Origin of the sequence: Pseudomonas sp. W5-01, from assembly GCF_046540435.1 — a bacterium.
GTDB classification, from domain to species: Bacteria; Pseudomonadota; Gammaproteobacteria; order Pseudomonadales; family Pseudomonadaceae; genus Aquipseudomonas; species Aquipseudomonas graminis_B.
In genome coordinates, this window is the sequence record NZ_JAXCIP010000011.1 from 134701 (window position 1) to 150719 (window position 16019).

Annotated in this window: 12 protein-coding genes; 4 read left to right on the forward strand and 8 right to left on the reverse strand. The window is 60.0% G+C overall.

Going from position 1 to position 16019, the window contains the following annotated elements; translation table 11 throughout:
- Positions 1 to 52: 52 nt before the first annotated feature.
- From betI to SLW75_RS25895, 4 genes are all read right to left on the reverse strand, one after another.
- Positions 53 to 646: a transcriptional regulator BetI gene (gene betI, locus SLW75_RS25880; RefSeq protein WP_065987872.1), complete on the reverse strand. Its 594-nt coding sequence runs from the start codon at positions 644 to 646 to the stop codon at positions 53 to 55.
- Between the two features lie 198 nt (positions 647 to 844).
- Positions 845 to 2026, reverse strand: a complete 1182-nt coding sequence (gene choV / locus SLW75_RS25885; protein ID WP_065987871.1) for a choline ABC transporter ATP-binding protein — start codon at positions 2024 to 2026, stop codon at positions 845 to 847.
- On the reverse strand, positions 2023 to 2871 hold the full coding sequence (choW, locus tag SLW75_RS25890; RefSeq protein WP_192131039.1) for a choline ABC transporter permease subunit: 849 nt from the start codon (positions 2869 to 2871) through the stop codon (positions 2023 to 2025). Before choW ends, choV begins: the two co-directional genes overlap by 4 nt.
- 64 nt (positions 2872 to 2935) lie before the next feature.
- Positions 2936 to 3883, reverse strand: coding sequence for a choline ABC transporter substrate-binding protein (locus tag SLW75_RS25895; RefSeq protein ID WP_296310337.1), 948 nt, complete (start codon positions 3881 to 3883; stop codon positions 2936 to 2938).
- A gap of 476 nt (positions 3884 to 4359) precedes the next feature.
- Between SLW75_RS25895 and SLW75_RS25900 the strand changes: the two genes are divergently transcribed.
- The 3 genes from SLW75_RS25900 (at position 4360) to SLW75_RS25910 (ending at position 8551) form a co-directional block, all read left to right on the forward strand.
- The gene (locus tag SLW75_RS25900) at positions 4360 to 5736 is read left to right on the forward strand and encodes an L-serine ammonia-lyase (protein WP_296310335.1); all 1377 of its coding nucleotides are present in this window, start codon (positions 4360 to 4362) and stop codon (positions 5734 to 5736) included.
- Between the two features lie 468 nt (positions 5737 to 6204).
- Positions 6205 to 7308, forward strand: coding sequence for a GlxA family transcriptional regulator (locus SLW75_RS25905; protein WP_065987867.1), 1104 nt, complete (start codon positions 6205 to 6207; stop codon positions 7306 to 7308).
- 322 nt (positions 7309 to 7630) lie between these two features.
- On the forward strand, positions 7631 to 8551 hold the full coding sequence (locus SLW75_RS25910) for a halovibrin HvnA (protein WP_410935793.1): 921 nt from the start codon (positions 7631 to 7633) through the stop codon (positions 8549 to 8551).
- Positions 8552 to 8586: 35 nt separating this feature from the next.
- Here the strand turns inward: SLW75_RS25910 and SLW75_RS25915 are convergent, their stop codons facing one another.
- Positions 8587 to 8850 carry a hypothetical protein gene (locus tag SLW75_RS25915; RefSeq protein WP_065987865.1) on the reverse strand — a complete coding sequence of 88 codons (264 nt, stop codon included), beginning with the start codon at positions 8848 to 8850 and terminating at the stop codon, positions 8587 to 8589.
- A gap of 331 nt (positions 8851 to 9181) precedes the next feature.
- Here SLW75_RS25915 and SLW75_RS25920 point away from each other — a divergent pair, with 331 nt between their 5' ends.
- The gene (locus SLW75_RS25920; RefSeq protein ID WP_192130972.1) at positions 9182 to 10021 is read left to right on the forward strand and encodes a 23S rRNA (adenine(2030)-N(6))-methyltransferase RlmJ; all 840 of its coding nucleotides are present in this window, start codon (positions 9182 to 9184) and stop codon (positions 10019 to 10021) included.
- A gap of 1183 nt (positions 10022 to 11204) precedes the next feature.
- Here SLW75_RS25920 and SLW75_RS25925 read toward each other — a convergent pair.
- The 3 genes from SLW75_RS25925 to SLW75_RS25935 form a co-directional block, all read right to left on the reverse strand.
- Complete coding sequence (locus SLW75_RS25925; protein WP_065987863.1) at positions 11205 to 11669, reverse strand: REP-associated tyrosine transposase; 465 nt, start codon at positions 11667 to 11669, stop codon at positions 11205 to 11207.
- Positions 11670 to 12129: 460 nt separating this feature from the next.
- Positions 12130 to 12792 carry a peptide-methionine (S)-S-oxide reductase MsrA gene (gene msrA / locus SLW75_RS25930; RefSeq protein ID WP_369319072.1) on the reverse strand — a complete coding sequence of 221 codons (663 nt, stop codon included), beginning with the start codon at positions 12790 to 12792 and terminating at the stop codon, positions 12130 to 12132.
- A 130-nt stretch (positions 12793 to 12922) separates the two neighbouring features.
- On the reverse strand, positions 12923 to 15616 hold the full coding sequence (locus SLW75_RS25935) for a putative bifunctional diguanylate cyclase/phosphodiesterase (protein ID WP_065987861.1): 2694 nt from the start codon (positions 15614 to 15616) through the stop codon (positions 12923 to 12925).
- Between the last annotated feature and the right edge of the window lie 403 nt (positions 15617 to 16019).

Consider the following 16019-nt stretch of genomic DNA (forward strand, 5'->3'; position numbering starts at 1 on the left):
TGGGTGACGACCGAGTGCGCCGTGCGCTGCCTTGGTCGTGATGCCGGCTGCTTCAGCTCGGCGCTTTTGCCAGTTGAAAGTCCATGTACTCGTAGGCGATCCGTTGCGCTTGTTCGGTGTCGAAGGCGTCGCCCGACAGCGCGCCGCGCAGCCACAATCCGTCGATCAATGCCGCCAGCCCTCGGGCTGCGCTGCGTGCTTCATCCAACGGCAATACGCGACGGAACTGGCAGCAGAGGTTGGAATACAGGCGGTGATCATTGATCCGCTGCAACCTGTGCAGCGAGGGCGAATGCATGCTGGTTGCCCAGAAGGCGAGCCAGGTTTTCATCGCCGGACCGTTGACCTGACTGGCATCGAAGTTGCCCTCGATGATCACTTTCAGGTGAGCCCGCGGGCTGTCGTCGTTCAATGCCCGGCGCCGTTCGGCGACGCTGGCGATCAGCGCATTCATCAAGTGGCGCATCGTCGCGGCGATCAGGCCGTTCTTGTCCTGAAAGTAGTGACTGATGATGCCGTTGGAGACCCCCGCCAGTCTGGCGATCAGCGCAATGCTGGCATCGCCCATCCCCACCTGATCGACCGCCGTAAGGGTGGCCTGGATCAACTGTTGACGCCGAATGGGTTGCATACCGACCTTGGGCATCTGTAGGGCTCCTTGATCTGCCGGGTGATCGTGGGTGGCTGGAAACGGCGTTCACTGTAAAGCTTTTTAATTGAACGTTCAATCAACAAAAAGTTGCAGGCGCAGAAAGGCAGCCACAAGCTTTAAGCTCCAAACCGCAAGAGTCGAGGCGTGGCGGCCTTTTTCTTGCAGCTTGAAACTTGAAGCTTGCAGCTGCAATCAGCCGTGATTCTTGCCCAGCAATGCGTGGTACAGCTCGCTGTCGCCGAGGATGCCGACCAACTGGTTGTTCTCCTGCAAGACGAGCTTGTTGCCGGTGTGGTAGCGGATCTGCAAGGCGTCGCGCATGCCGATGTCGGAGTGGACAACGGTCGGTTTGCGGCCGAGGCTTTCCACTGACTGGCCCGGCTCCCAGCTTTGCAGATCAAGGGTCGCGCCATGCTGGTGGGCGCCGGTGATGGCGTTGCCTTCAGAGAGATCTATCCACGTGTCGTCGCTCGGGTCCAGGCAGACCTGAGAACCGTTAATGCGCGTGCATTGGGTGATCGGGCGCATCAGGCTCCGGCCGCACAGCACGTTGAGCGGATTGGTGTGGGCGACGAACGTACGCACGTACTCGTCGGCGGGATTGAGCACGATCTCTTCCGGCACGCTGTACTGAATGATCCGGCCGTCCTTCATGATCGCGATGCGGGTGCCGAGCTTGAGCGCTTCGTCCAGGTCGTGACTCACGAACACGATGGTCTTGTTCAGCTTCTTCTGCAGCGCCAGCAGTTCGTCCTGCAAACCTTGGCGGATCAGCGGGTCAAGGGCCGAAAACGGCTCGTCCATCAGCAGAATGTCAGCGTCCATCGCCAGCGCGCGGGCCAGGCCGACCCGCTGCTGCATGCCGCCTGACAGCTCATCCGGCTTCTTGTTGCGCCATTGGGTCAGGCCGACCAGCTCCAGCTTTTCGTCCACCAGTGCGCGCCGCTCTTTCTCGGGGCGGCCCTGCATTTCCAGGCCGAAGCTGATGTTCTCGCGCACCGTCAGCCACGGCATCAGGGCGAACTTCTGGAACACCATGGCAATGCGCTTGGTGCGCATCATCTTCAGCTCGGCGGGGGTGCAGGCAGCGATATTGATCTGCTGCCCTTCGTGCTCGACGAACAGCGAACCGCGGCTGACCGTGTTCAGGCCGTTGATGCAGCGCAGCAGGCTGGATTTGCCCGAGCCGGACAGGCCCATCAGCACGCAGATCTCGCCTTTGTTGATCTCCAGCGTGGCTTTTTCGACGCCGACGATCTGGCCGGTTTTCTTGAGGATTTCGGCCCGCGTAAGGCCCTGGTCCAACAGCTTGAGTGCCTCACGCGGGTCTTTGGAGAAGACGACGTCAACCTGATCGAATTTGATGATGCTCATGCGTCGGTCCTCACTTTGGCGTCCGGTTGTTTGCAGATCCGGTCGAGCATGATCGCCAGCAATACGATCGCCAGGCCCGCTTCGAAGCCCAGAGCGATATCAGCAGTGTTCAGTGCGTTGACCACAGGTTTGCCCAGGCCATCCGCGCCCACCAGTGCGGCGATCACCACCATCGACAGCGACAGCATGATGCACTGGGTGATGCCGGCCGCGATGCTCGGCATGGCGTGGGGCAGCTCGATGCGCGAGAGCAGTTGACGGCGCGAACAGCCGAAAGCTTTGCCGGCGTCGAGGAGTTCTTGCGGGACATCACAGATGCCCAGGTAGGTCAGGCGGATCGGCGCAGCGATCGCGAACACCACCGTCGAAATGAGGCCCGGTACTACGCCGAGGCCGAACAGCGTCAAGGTCGGGATCAGGTAAACGAACGTAGGCACCGTCTGCATCAGGTCGAGGACGGGTCGCATGCAGGTGTAGAACATCGGCTTGTGCGCGGCAATGATGCCCAGCGGCACACCGATCACCACACAGACCGCCGTGGCGAACAGCACCTGCGCCAGGGTCTCCATGGTTTCCTGCCAGTACCCCAGGTTGAGGATCAGCAGGAAGGAAATGATCACAAATGCGGTCAGGCCCCATTTGCGCTGAATGAAGTGGGCAAGCAGGGCAACCAGGCCGATCAGCACGAAGGGGTTGAACCAGGTCAGCCCGCCGGTCAGGCCGTGAATCATGGTTTCCAGTGAGGAAGCGATGGCGTCGAAGGTGCTGGCGCCGTGCTGCGTCAGCCATTCGACGAAGCCGGCGATGTACTCGCCCAGAGGGATTTTATGATCAGTCAGCATGATGTCGGTTGTCCGCGTGCGGGATGAAAAGAGGACAACAGGCGGGCGTACCCGCCTGCCTGTCGAGTTACTTCGTCAGCTCGGCTTTTGCGGCTTCCAGGCCAGGTTTTCCGTCCACGGTGGTGACACCCGCCAGCCAGGTGTCGAGTACTTGAGGGTTGGCTTTCAGCCACGCTTTGGCGGCCACTTCAGGCTTTTTCTTGTCGTCGAGGATATTGCCCATCAGCGCGCTTTCCATTGGCAGGGTGAAGGACAGATTCTTCAACAACTGACCGACGTTGCTGCACTCGGTGGTGTAGCCCTTGCGCACGTTGGTGTAGACGGTGGCTTTGCCGAAGTCGGGGCCGAAGAAGTCATCGCCGCCGGTGAGGTATTTGATCTTGAATCGGGTGTTCATCGGGTGCGGTTCCCAGCCGAGGAACACCACGTCGGTGCTGCGTCGCGAGGCGCGGTCGACCTGGGACAACATGCCGGCTTCGCTCGATTCGACGACCTTGAAGCCTGCGTCTTTCAGGCCGAAGGCGTTCTTGTCGATCATGCTCTGGATCAGGCGGTTGCCGTCGTTGCCCGGCTCGATGCCGTAGATTTTGCCGTCGAGTTCTTTCTTGAATTTGACGATGTCGGCGAAGTCGTGAAGCCCCTTGTCGTACAGCGCCTGGGGAACGGCGAGGGTGTACTTGGCGTTCTCAAGGTTGGCGCGGACGGTCTCGACAGTGCCGGCGTCGCGGTAGGCCTTGATGTCGTTTTCCATGGTCGGCATCCAGTTGCCGAGGAAGATGTCCATGTTCTTGCCATCGGCCAGCGACTTGTAGGTCACGGGCACGGAAATCATCGTGGTTTTGGTTTTGTAGCCCAACGACTGCAGCACGACGCTGGTGACGGCGGTGGTCGCCGTGATGTCGGTCCAGCCCACATCGGAAAAATTGACCATCTGGCAAGCGGCGGGCTCTGCGGCCTGGGCCAGGATTGGAAGACTCAGCGCAACGCCCAGCAACAGCCTTTGTGAACCTTTCATGTTGGACTCCTTTGGTGTTTTCTTCTCGGCATCAACCGAAGCTGATGCGTTTTCTGGTGTCGGCGAGTCAAGTTGGGAAAACAGCTCCATCACTGCGTCTGGCGATTGAGTCGACAACGATCATGTAACAGGGAAAAACAAACGCCTACAGGGGGCGTCGTATCCAGTACACAGGGCGTCGTATCCAGTATCAGTGACGTCGCTTACAGGTTTTTTCCCTGCTCGCCGAATGATTCCCGGGACAAAAGCAGAGTGACGATACGGCAAAAAGTGCCGGAATCGGCAGCCGATCGTGTTCAGGTATCGGTTAAAGCAGACGCGACGTTGGTGGGCATGGGTGAGTCGGTGTGAGACGCCGCCTCGTAAAACAAAAGGCTGATGATGCCGCCATCTCGATGGATCGCTGCTTGAGCGTAGCAGCTCCGTCGCCGGCCGCGCGGCGCGCCGGGAGCCCTGTTTTCGGAGGTTTGCGGTTAATGGCTATCAGCGTGTTCGACCTGTTCAAGATCGGTATCGGCCCCTCCAGCTCACACACCGTCGGCCCCATGCGCGCTGCCGCGTTGTTCGTCCAGGGCCTGCGCGAACGCGATCAACTAGAGCAGGTGAGTCGCGTTGAAGTGCGGCTGTATGGCTCGCTGTCGGCAACCGGCGTCGGCCATGGCAGCGACAGCGCGGTGATCATGGGCCTGATGGGCGAATGGCCCGATGCGATTGATCCCGGGCTGATCGGTCAGCGCATCGCCGAACTGCGTGAGACCGACACCTTGAAGCTCAACGGCGATCACCCGATCCCTTTCGTCTGGCAGCGCGACATGCTGCTCATCGACGAAAACCTGCCGTTCCATCCCAATGCCATGACGCTGGTCGCGTTCAATGAGCACGGCGAATTTCATCGCGACACTTACTACTCGGTGGGCGGCGGTTTTGTCGTCGATGAAGCCCAGGCCGCCAGTGGTGTGCTGGATCGCGACGAAACCGTGCTGCCATACGATTTCTCCAGTGCCGATGAGCTGCTGATGCTCTGCGAAACACACGGCTTGCGAGTCTCGCAGCTGATGATGGAAAACGAGAAGGTCTGGCGCAGCGAAGACGAAATCCGTGCCGGGCTCATGCACCTGTGGCGTGCCATGCAAGCGTGCGTCGAGCTGGGCCTGAAGCATGAGGGTATTTTGCCGGGCGGCCTGAATGTGCGTCGTCGTGCAGCGCGTCTGCATCGCAGCCTTCTGGAATTGAACAAGCCGAACGTGATTGGCTCGACGTTGAGCGCGATGGAGTGGGTCAACCTGTTCGCGCTGGCGGTCAACGAAGAAAACGCCGCGGGAGGTCGCATGGTCACGGCGCCCACCAATGGCGCGGCGGGGATCATTCCGGCGGTGCTGCATTACTTCGTCAAATTCAGCGACGAGGTCAGCGAAGCCAACGTGGTCGACTACCTGTTGGGCGCCGCGGCCATCGGCATTCTCTGCAAAAAGAACGCATCGATCTCCGGCGCCGAGGTGGGCTGCCAGGGTGAGGTCGGTTCGGCGTGCGCCATGGCGGCGGCCGGGCTGGCGGACATTCTGGGTGCCACGCCCGAACAGCTGTGCAACGCGGCTGAAATCGGTCTGGAACACAACCTCGGCCTGACCTGCGATCCGGTGGGCGGACTGGTTCAGGTGCCGTGCATCGAGCGCAACGCCATCGCTGCAGTGAAGGCCATCAATGCCGCGCAAATGGCCCTGCGCGGCGACGGTCAGCACTTCATCTCGCTGGACCGCGTCATTCGCACCATGCGCGACACCGGCGCCGATATGCACGACAAATACAAAGAGACGTCCCGCGGCGGGCTGGCGGTCAGCGCCGTCGAATGTTGAGTCGGTAACGCCAGCGCCCGGGACAGCCCCGGGACAGGAGCAGGTGCATAAGAGCCGCCTGCTCGCTTTTCGCCCACGCCCCACTGAGCCCGCTACGTTTTGGCGCGCGCTCACTTTTGAGCTGGCGGGATGCCATCCGTATCCATGGTCCAACGCCGACTGTCGATCCCCCGTGCATCGGGTGACACTCCCGGACCGCCCGCCGATTCGATGGTTCACACAAGTGCTACGGAATTGCTCATCCCGCCCGCCGCGCCTGCGCCCCAGCCGTTCCGGGGGTCGCGATTTGAATCGTTGTGTCGCTCCCGAATAGACGCTTCGCGACGTCGCAATCGGGAGTTATTGAATGCCCATTCAACTTTAGGCATGGCATTTGCGTTGCAATGACCAAGCTCTCCGCAGATGAGGGCGATATAACGAGAGCCTCTGCTGAGGCCTTCAACCGTTTTACGCGTGAGGAGAAGTGTGATGACTACGTTCAACTCCGGGGCTCAACCCCAGAACCGTGCGCCCCAATCCATCGGCTTCCTGCTGCTGGACAACTTCACACTGATCTCCCTCGCGTCAGCGGTCGAGCCACTGCGCATGGCGAACCAGCTCTCGGGCCGCGAGCTGTATCGCTGGACCACACTGACGGCGGATGGCGGCCAGGTCTGGGCCAGCGACGGCCTGCAGATCACCCCGGACGCCGCCATGCACAAAGCGCCGGTGCTTGACACCGTGATCGTCTGCGGTGGCGTCGGCATTCAGCGCACCGTGACCCGCGAACACGTCAGTTGGCTGCAAAGCCAGGCGCGCCAGTCCCGTCGTCTGGGCGCGGTGTGCACCGGCAGTTGGGCACTGGCCTGCGCGGGCTTGCTGGACGGTTTCGATTGCAGCGTGCATTGGGAATGTCTGGCCGCGATGCAGGAAGCTTTCCCCCGCGTCGCCATGAGCACGCGGCTGTTCACCCTCGACCGCAACCGCTTCACCAGCTCGGGCGGCACCGCGCCTCTGGACATGATGCTGCACCTGATCAGCCGCGATCATGGCCGCGAATTGTCCGCCGCGATCTCGGAAATGTTCGTCTACGAACGCATCCGCAACGAACAGGACCACCAGCGTGTGCCGCTCAAGCACATGCTCGGCACCAATCAGCCGAAGCTGCAGGAAATCGTTGCGCTGATGGAAGCCAACCTCGAAGAACCGATCGATCTGGATGAGCTCGCCGTGTACGTCGCCGTGTCCCGGCGTCAGCTGGAAAGGCTGTTCCAGAAATACCTGCACTGCTCGCCGTCGCGCTATTACCTCAAGCTGCGCCTGATCCGCGCCCGCCAGTTGCTCAAGCAAACGCCGATGTCGATCATCGAAGTGGCCTCGGTCTGCGGCTTCGTGTCCACGCCGCACTTTTCCAAATGCTACCGCGAATACTTTGGCATTCCGCCCCGGGACGAACGCGTCGGCTCCAATACCACGCAGCAGGTGGCAATGCTGCCGATCCCGCAGTCGATCGTTCTCGCACCGTTGTCAGGCCCGCTGTCGGCGCTGAGTCAGGCGCGTAACGAGTCGACGTTTGCGAGTGTGCGGTTGTAACACCGCGGCTGGTACGCAAAGTACGGCCATCACACCTGTGAGTCTGTCCGGGGAGCTCTTCCCCGGCAGCACATGCCCGCCCGGCGTATTTCCTGCCAGTTAGATTGATTCGAAATAGCTCCCCGTCCTGAATGATCGCTCCGGTCAGTTCTGAATGACGGAATCAGGCCCCTGCGGCAAAAGTGGCTAAATTCAAAAAACCATCTCGGTGGCACTGTCATTTCTGACAGTTTTCGTGAGTCGATAGCGCGCGTATAAAAACTTCCACACCCTTAAGGCCTTCGTTGTTTAAGGAATCGGTTTGTGGCAAGGAGCGCTCATCATGAAACTGTCCGTCCTGCTTTTATCCATCGCGCTGGTCTGCGGTTGCACCAGTCAAACCATGCCTCCTCAGAAGAGTCAGAGCGTTAATACATTAGATGGCCCGGCGGTGGCGGCGGCCATTCAGGCGAATTATCAGGACACTCGGCGCAACTGCGGCAGTGAGTCGATGCCGGCGTTTTTATGTTCCGGGGTATTGTTCAGGGGCACTAACGAGTCCATGGATTACCACGCCTGGAACCCAGTTCCCGGGAGGACAGGCGTATCCTTCTCTTATCTGCGCAAAGACGCCAATTTCGACCACCTGGCGGTGGGCACAGACAACGGATTCATCCTCTATCCCATCCTCGCTGCGCCCGCAGGCAAAGAGCACCTGCGAGTGCTGTGCTCTTTCCCCATCGACGGCTACACATGGATTCGCGCGCAGCCTGGGTGCGGTGAGAGCAATCAGTATCCCGGTGTGAGCGCTCGCTGCCAGTCCCAGGGCATCTCGACAGCGGCCCAATGGAAAGCGCACTTTGATCAAGGCCCGTCAGGTGCCAATCAAAACAATATTTATGGTTATGTATGTTCGTTCGATGTGCGAGATTCGATGAACGAGTTGGGTGCGGAATCGTTCTATCAGTCTCTTCAGGCCATGCACCTGGTACCGGCCAGTTTGCAGCATCATTACAATGAGTTGATGGTCCAGGCATGGGCGCAGGATATTCCCAATCAACTTCCCATTCAGGCGTTCTTTTATGAACAGGCCAGTGGTTTGAAAGGCGCCAGGCATGATCAATGGGACTTTTTCAGAAGCACAGGCGGGGCATTCATTCCAATCGTTCATATCGCACTGCCCGCCGATGTAACGGGAAGCGCCAGTTTTACCTATAACCCGGCGGACCAGTATTGCCAGCCCGGTGCAACGACCTGCCTGTAACTGGCGTTATATAGATGACCGTCTTGATGCATGAACTAACGTGGAATGTCTTTGTTGTATGCCGCCAACGCGGGCAACAACTGCTGATCAATCGCCTGGCGCACGGCCGGCAGGATCGTGGCGCTGCCGCTCAGCAGTTTCTCCACCAGCTTGCGCAGTTCGCGGGCGCGATCGTCATTCAGTCCGCGCACCGCCTGGGCGCACGCCTGTTCGGCGCTGAGACCGGAAGGCACGTCTAAACCGATCGCCCTGAGCTGGCTGATCAGGTCGTCCTGGTCGATGAGGTCTGCGTGCATCATGACGTGCGCTCCGTTTTTTCAGATTGAACCGATTCTGGTCGCGCCGATGGTGGCTCGGCAAGTGTCGAGGTTGCGGATGTCTGGCATACACATCACCGTGTCGTTTTCGGCTATGTAACTGTTTAGTACATTTGGCATAATCCGATCACTTACATTGCGCGGGGTACGGTTTGGTCACCCTCTGGCCCGCGAAAATGCCTCACCCCGGTTTTGTAACGGCTTAACCGGGGATTTTTTTGCCTGTCGTTCGGGCTCCTCCGGTTGTCAGGGCATGAGCGGTCTGCGCAGCTTCAGCTGTTTTGCTAAACTCCGCAGCCTTCCAGGAGCCGCCATGAACTACCGCCACGCCTTCCACGCCGGCAACCACGCCGACGTTTTCAAACACATCGTTCTGACTCGCTTGATCGCACTCATGTCGCGCAAGGAGCAGCCACTCGCTTACCTCGACACCCACGCAGGCATCGGCCTGTATGACTTGCAGGGTGATCAGGCCACGCGCACCGGCGAGTGGATCGAAGGCATAGGTCGTCTCTGGGATGCCGATGACGTGCCTGACATGGCGGCCGGTTACATCGACGCGATCCGCCACATGAACCGCAAGACCGGTGAACTGCGTTATTACCCGGGCTCTCCCGAACTGGCCCGCCGCGTGACCCGCGAGCAGGACCGCGTGCTGCTTAACGAAAAACACCCGGAAGACGGCGCGCTGCTCAAAGACAACATGAAATACGACCGCCGTGTCGCCGTGCACCTGGGCGAAGGCTGGCACGTGCCCCGCGCGTTGTTGCCGGTTCACGAGAAGCGCGCGGTGATGCTGATCGATCCCCCGTTCGAGCAGCTCGACGAGATGAAGCGCTGCTCCGTCGCCCTCAAGGAAACCATCGCACGGATGCGCCAGACCGTCGCCGCCATCTGGTACCCGATCAAGGACCAGCGCGCGCTCAAGCGCTTCTATCAGGACCTGGCCGAAACCGGCGCGCCGAAGCTGCTGCGGGTCGAGTTGTTCGTGCATCCGCTGGACACGCCCAACAGCCTCAACGGCTCCGGCCTGGCAATCGCCAATCCGCCTTGGGGGCTGGAAGAGGAGCTGCGCGAGTTGATGCCATGGCTGGCGAAGAAGCTTGGCCAGACCCAGGGTGACTGGAAGATGGATTGGCTGATTGCGGAGTAACCACTCCTGATTTCCACGGCGTGACGGCTGGCCTCTTCCCGGCTAAAGCCAGTCCTACCAGGGTTACGCGCGGTGTTAGTAGGACCGGCTTCAGCCGGGAAGGGGCCAGTTGCAACACCTTCAATTCCGCGGCGTGACAGCCGACGTCTTCCCGGCTAAAGCCAGTCCTACAAGGGTTACGCGCGGTGTCAGTAGGACCGGCTTCAGCCGGGAAGAGGCCAGTGGCACCTCCCTCAATTCTGCGGCGTGACGACCGACGCCTTCCCGGCTAAAGCCAGTCCTACAAGGGTTACGCGCGGTGTCAGTAGGACCGGCTTCAGCCGGGAAGAGGCCGGGTGCAGCACCTTCAATTCCGCGACGTGACAGCCGACACCTTCCCGGCTGAAGCCAGTCCTACGATGGTTACGCGCGGTGTCAGTAGGACCGGCTTCAGCCGGGAAGAGGCCAGTTGCAGCACCCTCAATTCTGCAGCGTGACGACCGACACCTTCCCGGCTAAAGCCAGTCCTACAAGGGTTACGCGCGGTGTCAGTAGGACCGGCTTCAGCCGGGAATAGGCCAGTGGCAACACCCTCAGTTCTGCAGCGTGACGACCGACGTCTTCCCGGCTAAAGCCAGTCCTACAAGGGTTACGCGCGGTGTCAGTAGGACCGGCTTCAGCCGGGAGGGGCCAGTGGCAACACCTTCAATTCCGCGGCGTGACAGCCGACGCCTTCCCGGCTGAAGCCAGTCCTACAAGGGTTACGCGCGGTGTCCGTAGGACCGGCTTCAGCCGGGAAGAGGCCGGTTGCAGCGCCCTCAATTCTGCGGCGTGACGACCGACGTCTTCCCGGCTAAAGCCAGTCCTACAAGGGTTACGCGCGGTGTCAGTAGGACCGGCTTCAGCCGGGAATAGGCCAGTGGCAGCAGCCTCAGTTCTGCGGCGTGACGACCGGCGTCTTCCCGGCTAAAGCCAGTCCTACAAGGGAAACGCGCGGTGTCAGTAGGACCGGCTTCAGCCGGGAGGAGGCCAGTGGCAACACCTTCAATTCCGCGGCGTGACAGCCGACACCTTCCCGGCTAAAGCCAGTCCTACAAGGGAAACGCGATCTGTCAGTAGAACCGGCTTCAGCCGGGAAGAGGCCAGTTGCAACAACCTCAATTCTGCGGCGTGACAACCGACGCCTTCCCGGCTAAAGCCAGTCCTACTCGAGCACCCATTCACAACCCCACAATGGATAGTCCTCCCTCTGCCTGACCAGACCTGCCCGTATTGGGTTATTCACGACATAGCGAGCCATCTCGACGAGGTCCTCTTCGGCCCTGACCCCGTGATCGTGATAACCCTTCTGCCATGTGAGTGTTTTTGTGCCGTGAGCCTTGTTCACTGCGAAGGCACTTCTACCCTTCAGTGCTTGCATGAGCGTGGGCAGCAATCCTGATTTGAGCTCGAACAGCCAATGCAGATGGTCGGGCATAACTACCCACGCCATCGAGTGCACAAGGTCTGAGGAATGCAGGTGCTCCATTTCCGCGACGACCCTGCGAGCTATCTGAATATCACTGAATATAGGCAGGCGATTCTTGACCACAGAGGTCACGAGATAGACGTTCCCTGGCTGGGAGGCTCGACCGATGCGCAGAGACCGAGCATGTTTGAGTTCCTGCATTCCATTGCTCCTCTTCGTGTGAGGGCAAACAATAAAGGCAGAAAGCGGATTCAAGGATGGCGAGTGATTGTCAGAAGATTTCTGGCGGCCGGTGATGTTCAGTAGGACCGGCTTCAGCCGGGAAGAGGCCAGTTGCAGCACCCTCAATTCTGCAGCGTGACGACCGACACCTTCCCGGCTAAAGCCAGTCCTACAAGGGTTACGCTCGGTGTCAGTAGGACCGGCTTCAGCCGGGAATAGGCCAGTGGCAACACCTTCAATTCCGCGGCGTGACAACCGACGCCTTCCCGGCTAAAGCCAGTCCTACAAGGAATACGCGATCGATCAGTAGGACCGGCTTCAGCCGGGAAGAGGCCGGTATAAACGCCATCAAATTTGCGGCGTGACATCCGGCGTCTTCCCGGCTAAAGCCGGTCCTACAATGGTTACGCGCGGTGTCATGGATGTCAGCGGTTTTGGCTCAGTTCCCCGCCAGACTCGGCGGCATGCAGACGCCGGTGCCGCCAATACCGCAGTAGCCCTGGGGGTTTTTCGCCAGGTATTGCTGGTGATAGGCCTCGGCGAAGTACACGGTGGGCGCCTGGTCGATCTCGGTGGTGATTTCCCCCAGGCCGGCCTTGCTCAGCTCGGCCTGATACACCTCAGCGCTGGCTTTTGCCGCCTGCAGTTGCTCAGGCGTTGTCGCGTAGATCACCGAGCGGTATTGCGTGCCGATATCATTGCCCTGACGCATGCCCTGTGTCGGGTTGTGCAATTCCCAGAACATCGCCAGCAGTTGCTCATAGCTGACCTTCGCAGGTTCGTACACCACGAGGACCACTTCGGAGTGGCCTGTCAGCCCCGAGCAGACTTCTTCGTACGTCGGGTTCGGCGTGAAGCCGCCCGCGTAGCCCACGACGGTGCTGACCACACCCTCTTGCTGCCAGAAGCGCCGTTCAGCCCCCCAGAAGCAGCCCAAACCGAAGATCGCGAACTCAACGTCGTTGAAGAACGGCCCAAGCAAAGGAGTGCCGTTGACGAAATGGGTTTCGGGCAGGGCCATGGGAGTTTCGCGCCCTGGCAGTGCCTGCTGAGCGGTGGGGAGAGCGTTTTTATTCACAAGAATTTCCGAGCGCAAGACCATGAGGCACATCCTCTCTGGGGCAGGACAACCAACATGCGTTGTCAGTGAAAACCGTATATGGGGTCAGAATCGGCTGATGCAAATGCAGGGCGGCAAGTGTGCCGCACTGGTGTGATGCGGGGAAGGGGGGTCAGGCCAGTGGGCCACGCGGGTAGCGACGCAGCTTCTCGATCAGCTCTTCGCCAGGAATCGGTTTGTCGAACAGATAGCCCTGACCCACATCGCAACGATGACGACGCAGGAACGCCAGTTGTTCCGCCGTCTCGATGCCTTCGGCGACCACGGTCAACTTGAGGTTGTGGGCCATGGCGATGACCGCCGAGGTGATTTCCATATCGTCCTGATCATCCGGGATGTCCCGAATGAAGCTGCGGTCGATCTTGATCACGTCGATGGGGAATTTCTTCAGGTAACTGAACGACGAATAACCCGTACCGAAATCATCCATCGCCAAGGTTAGGCCCAAGGTTTTCAGCGACTCAAGTTGCAATCGCGTGTCCTCGGTCGCTTCCAGCAGCAAGCCCTCAGTCAGTTCCAGTTCCAGCAGGGACGGGTCGAGCTGTTCGTCACGCAGAATGCTGGCCAGCGACGAGACCAGCTCCGGATCGGAAAACTGCTTCGGTGAGACGTTTATGGCCACATGCAGCTTGCCGTAGCCGGCAGCAGTCAGTTGCTTGCTCATGCGGCAGGACTGACGCGCGACCCATTTGCCGATCGGGATGATCAGGCCGGTCTCTTCGGCGACGCTGATGAACTGGTCCGGGCGGATCATGCCTTTTTCCGGATGATTCCAGCGCAACAGCGCTTCCATGCCCAACAAGCGGCCGCTGCGCAAGCACAGTTTCGGCTGGTAGAAGACTTCCAGTTCGTTCTGCGTCAGCGCGCGGCGCAGGTTGTTCTCGACGAACAGCTTGTAGCTTGCTTCGGCGTTCAGCGCTTCAGTGAACACCTGCACCTGATGCTTGCCGTTGGCCTTGGCCTTGTGCAGCGCCAGGCCGGCGTTCTTCATCAGCGTCTGCGGGTCGCGGCCATGGATGGGGGCGCAGGCGAGTCCGACGGAGCCGGTCACGCTGATCAACTGATTGTCGACGAACATCGGCTTGTCCAGCGTGCTCAGCACTTGGCTGGCAACGCGTTGGCCTTCTTCGGGACTGGTGTCGTCGAGCAGTACAGCGAATTCGTTACTGGCGAAGCGCGCCAGAATGCCGGTCGGGCTCAGGCTGTTGCGCAGGCGGCGAGCCAGGCTGATCAGCAACTTGTCGCCGGTCTGGTGGCCGAGGCTATCGTTGATGCGCTTGAAGTTGTCGATGTCCACCAGCAAAAGACTGATCGGCGTTTCGACGTCGCGGGCAAAGTGCTCGTCCAGGGTGCGGATGAACGCCGGACGGTTGCCCAGACTGGTCAGATTGTCGGTGTACGCCAGGCGCTCGATCCGCTGTTGGGAGAGCTTGGCCTGAGTGATGTCTTCGTAGATGCCGATGTAATGGGTCAGCTCGCGGTTATCCCCGTACACCTTGGAAATCGACAGCTGGCCCCAGTACGGTTCCAGGTTTTTGCGTCGGCTCTTGAACTCGCCCTGCCAGCTGTTTCCGTTGACCAGGCTGGAGTTCGCATCGAGCAGCAGCGTGCTGAGATTCTCCAGCGCCGGCAGCTCCGAGAGTTGCTGTCCGTGGACTTCCTCGGCGGGGTATTGAGTGATCTCGGTGAAGCTCGGGTTGACGTACTCGACCACGCCGTCCCGATTGACCAGCAAAAACGCATTGGCGCTCTGCTCCACGGCACGCTGAAACAGGTGCAGGGCGCTGGTGGCGGTGCGACGGTTGTGGTTGTTGATCGCATGGGCAAACTGATCGGCGAGCTCACCGGCAAAAGCAATCTCATCGGACTGCCATTCCCGTGGCATACCGGTTTGCTCGAGGCACAGCACGCCCACCACCTGGCCATCGATGCGCACAGCAGCGTCAAGAATGGCGGTGATGTCCTGGGTTCGCAGTCGCTGAACCAGCTCGCGCGTGCGCGGGTCCCGCTCGACATCGTTGACGTCGATGGCGCGGCTGGTGTGCAGCACGTCCAGATAGCTGGGAAATTCGCTGATATCGATCGCGCCAGTCTTGGGGAATGTGCTGGTATCGCGGCGATACTCGGCAATCGGCTCAAGGGTTTTGCCGTTGAGGTTCCACAGGCTGGCGCAGGAGATGTTGTAGATCTCGCAGGCGCTTTTGGTGATCAGCTCCGCCGCTTCCTGCAGCGAATTGTTCGAACTGTAACGATGGCGCGCCAGGCGCAGGATCAGGCTTTGCTGCGCGCGGACCCGCTCCAGATGCAGCAACTGTTCGTGCTGGGCCCGTTGATTGAGTTCCAGCGCGATCTGAAGGCGGGAGTTCTGTACCTCCAGATCGGGGCTGATGATCAGTTCGCCGGGCTCGACCTGCCCATCGACCACCATCAGGTAACCTCGCAGCAGATGCCGATTGTGTTGCTTGTACCCTTCACCAATCTCCACCAGACCCAACGGGCCGCGCGTCGTGTGCAGGGTGTAGCGGATCAGGTAATGGGCGCTGCCCGCCAGCTGCATCTGCACGGCGTCGTGCAATTGATAGCGGGCTTCGGGCTCCATGAGACTGGCGTAAGGCGTACCCACCAGCGCGCAGAGTTCGACGGCAGGCATGCTGAAGTGCTTTTCGCAGTTCGGGTCCAGGTAAAGCATGGCCCAGCTGGGTTCATTCAGCCGCTCGAAACGCAGCATGCCGAGCCGCGAGGGCACCGGTAGTTGCGTCACGACCTCGGCCGCCGGTCTTCCGGCAGCATCAGGTTGGCTTTTCATGGAAGGAACTCGCTTTCAGGGTGCTGTCGCGCGGGCAAGGAGCCCGTCTTTAAGTCGCGTGCCGCAAGGTTGCATCATGGCGCACGGGCTGACAAGTGAGCGCGATGGCTTAGTGCTATAAATCTGTCGGCAGACGGTTGATTTACTGGAGGTAATTGGTCGGATTGTCGGGGTGAGGGTTTAGCGGCTGGTGTTTGTGCATGATCAGCTATCGGCAGCGCGACCGAATACTGTAGGAACTTGTTGCCGTGAATGAGTGCTTTTCAAACGGCAAAAAAAGCCCCGCCAGTGGGCGGGGTTGAGGTACGAGCGTGGCAGCTCGTTAAACCTGGCGCTGAACGGGGGCGCTGAACGGGGACAGATTCATTTACGGTGGAGCGTTGTAAATAAATCAGTCCCCTTT

Bases quoted from the DNA above. Each gene is read 5' to 3' on its own strand.
- betI (WP_065987872.1), bottom strand. From the start codon at position 646: ATGCCCAAGGTCGGTATGCAACCCATTCGGCGTCAACAGTTGATCCAG.
- choV (WP_065987871.1), bottom strand. From the start codon at position 2,026: ATGAGCATCATCAAATTCGATCAGGTTGACGTCGTCTTCTCCAAAGAC.
- SLW75_RS25895 (WP_296310337.1), bottom strand. From the start codon at position 3,883: ATGAAAGGTTCACAAAGGCTGTTGCTGGGCGTTGCGCTGAGTCTTCCA.
- SLW75_RS25900 (WP_296310335.1), top strand. From the start codon at position 4,360: ATGGCTATCAGCGTGTTCGACCTGTTCAAGATCGGTATCGGCCCCTCC.
- SLW75_RS25905 (WP_065987867.1), top strand. From the start codon at position 6,205: ATGACTACGTTCAACTCCGGGGCTCAACCCCAGAACCGTGCGCCCCAA.
- SLW75_RS25910 (WP_410935793.1), top strand. From the start codon at position 7,631: ATGAAACTGTCCGTCCTGCTTTTATCCATCGCGCTGGTCTGCGGTTGC.
- SLW75_RS25915 (WP_065987865.1), bottom strand. From the start codon at position 8,850: ATGATGCACGCAGACCTCATCGACCAGGACGACCTGATCAGCCAGCTC.
- SLW75_RS25920 (WP_192130972.1), top strand. From the start codon at position 9,182: ATGAACTACCGCCACGCCTTCCACGCCGGCAACCACGCCGACGTTTTC.
- SLW75_RS25925 (WP_065987863.1), bottom strand. From the start codon at position 11,669: ATGCAGGAACTCAAACATGCTCGGTCTCTGCGCATCGGTCGAGCCTCC.
- msrA (WP_369319072.1), bottom strand. From the start codon at position 12,792: ATGGTCTTGCGCTCGGAAATTCTTGTGAATAAAAACGCTCTCCCCACC.
- SLW75_RS25935 (WP_065987861.1), bottom strand. From the start codon at position 15,616: ATGAAAAGCCAACCTGATGCTGCCGGAAGACCGGCGGCCGAGGTCGTG.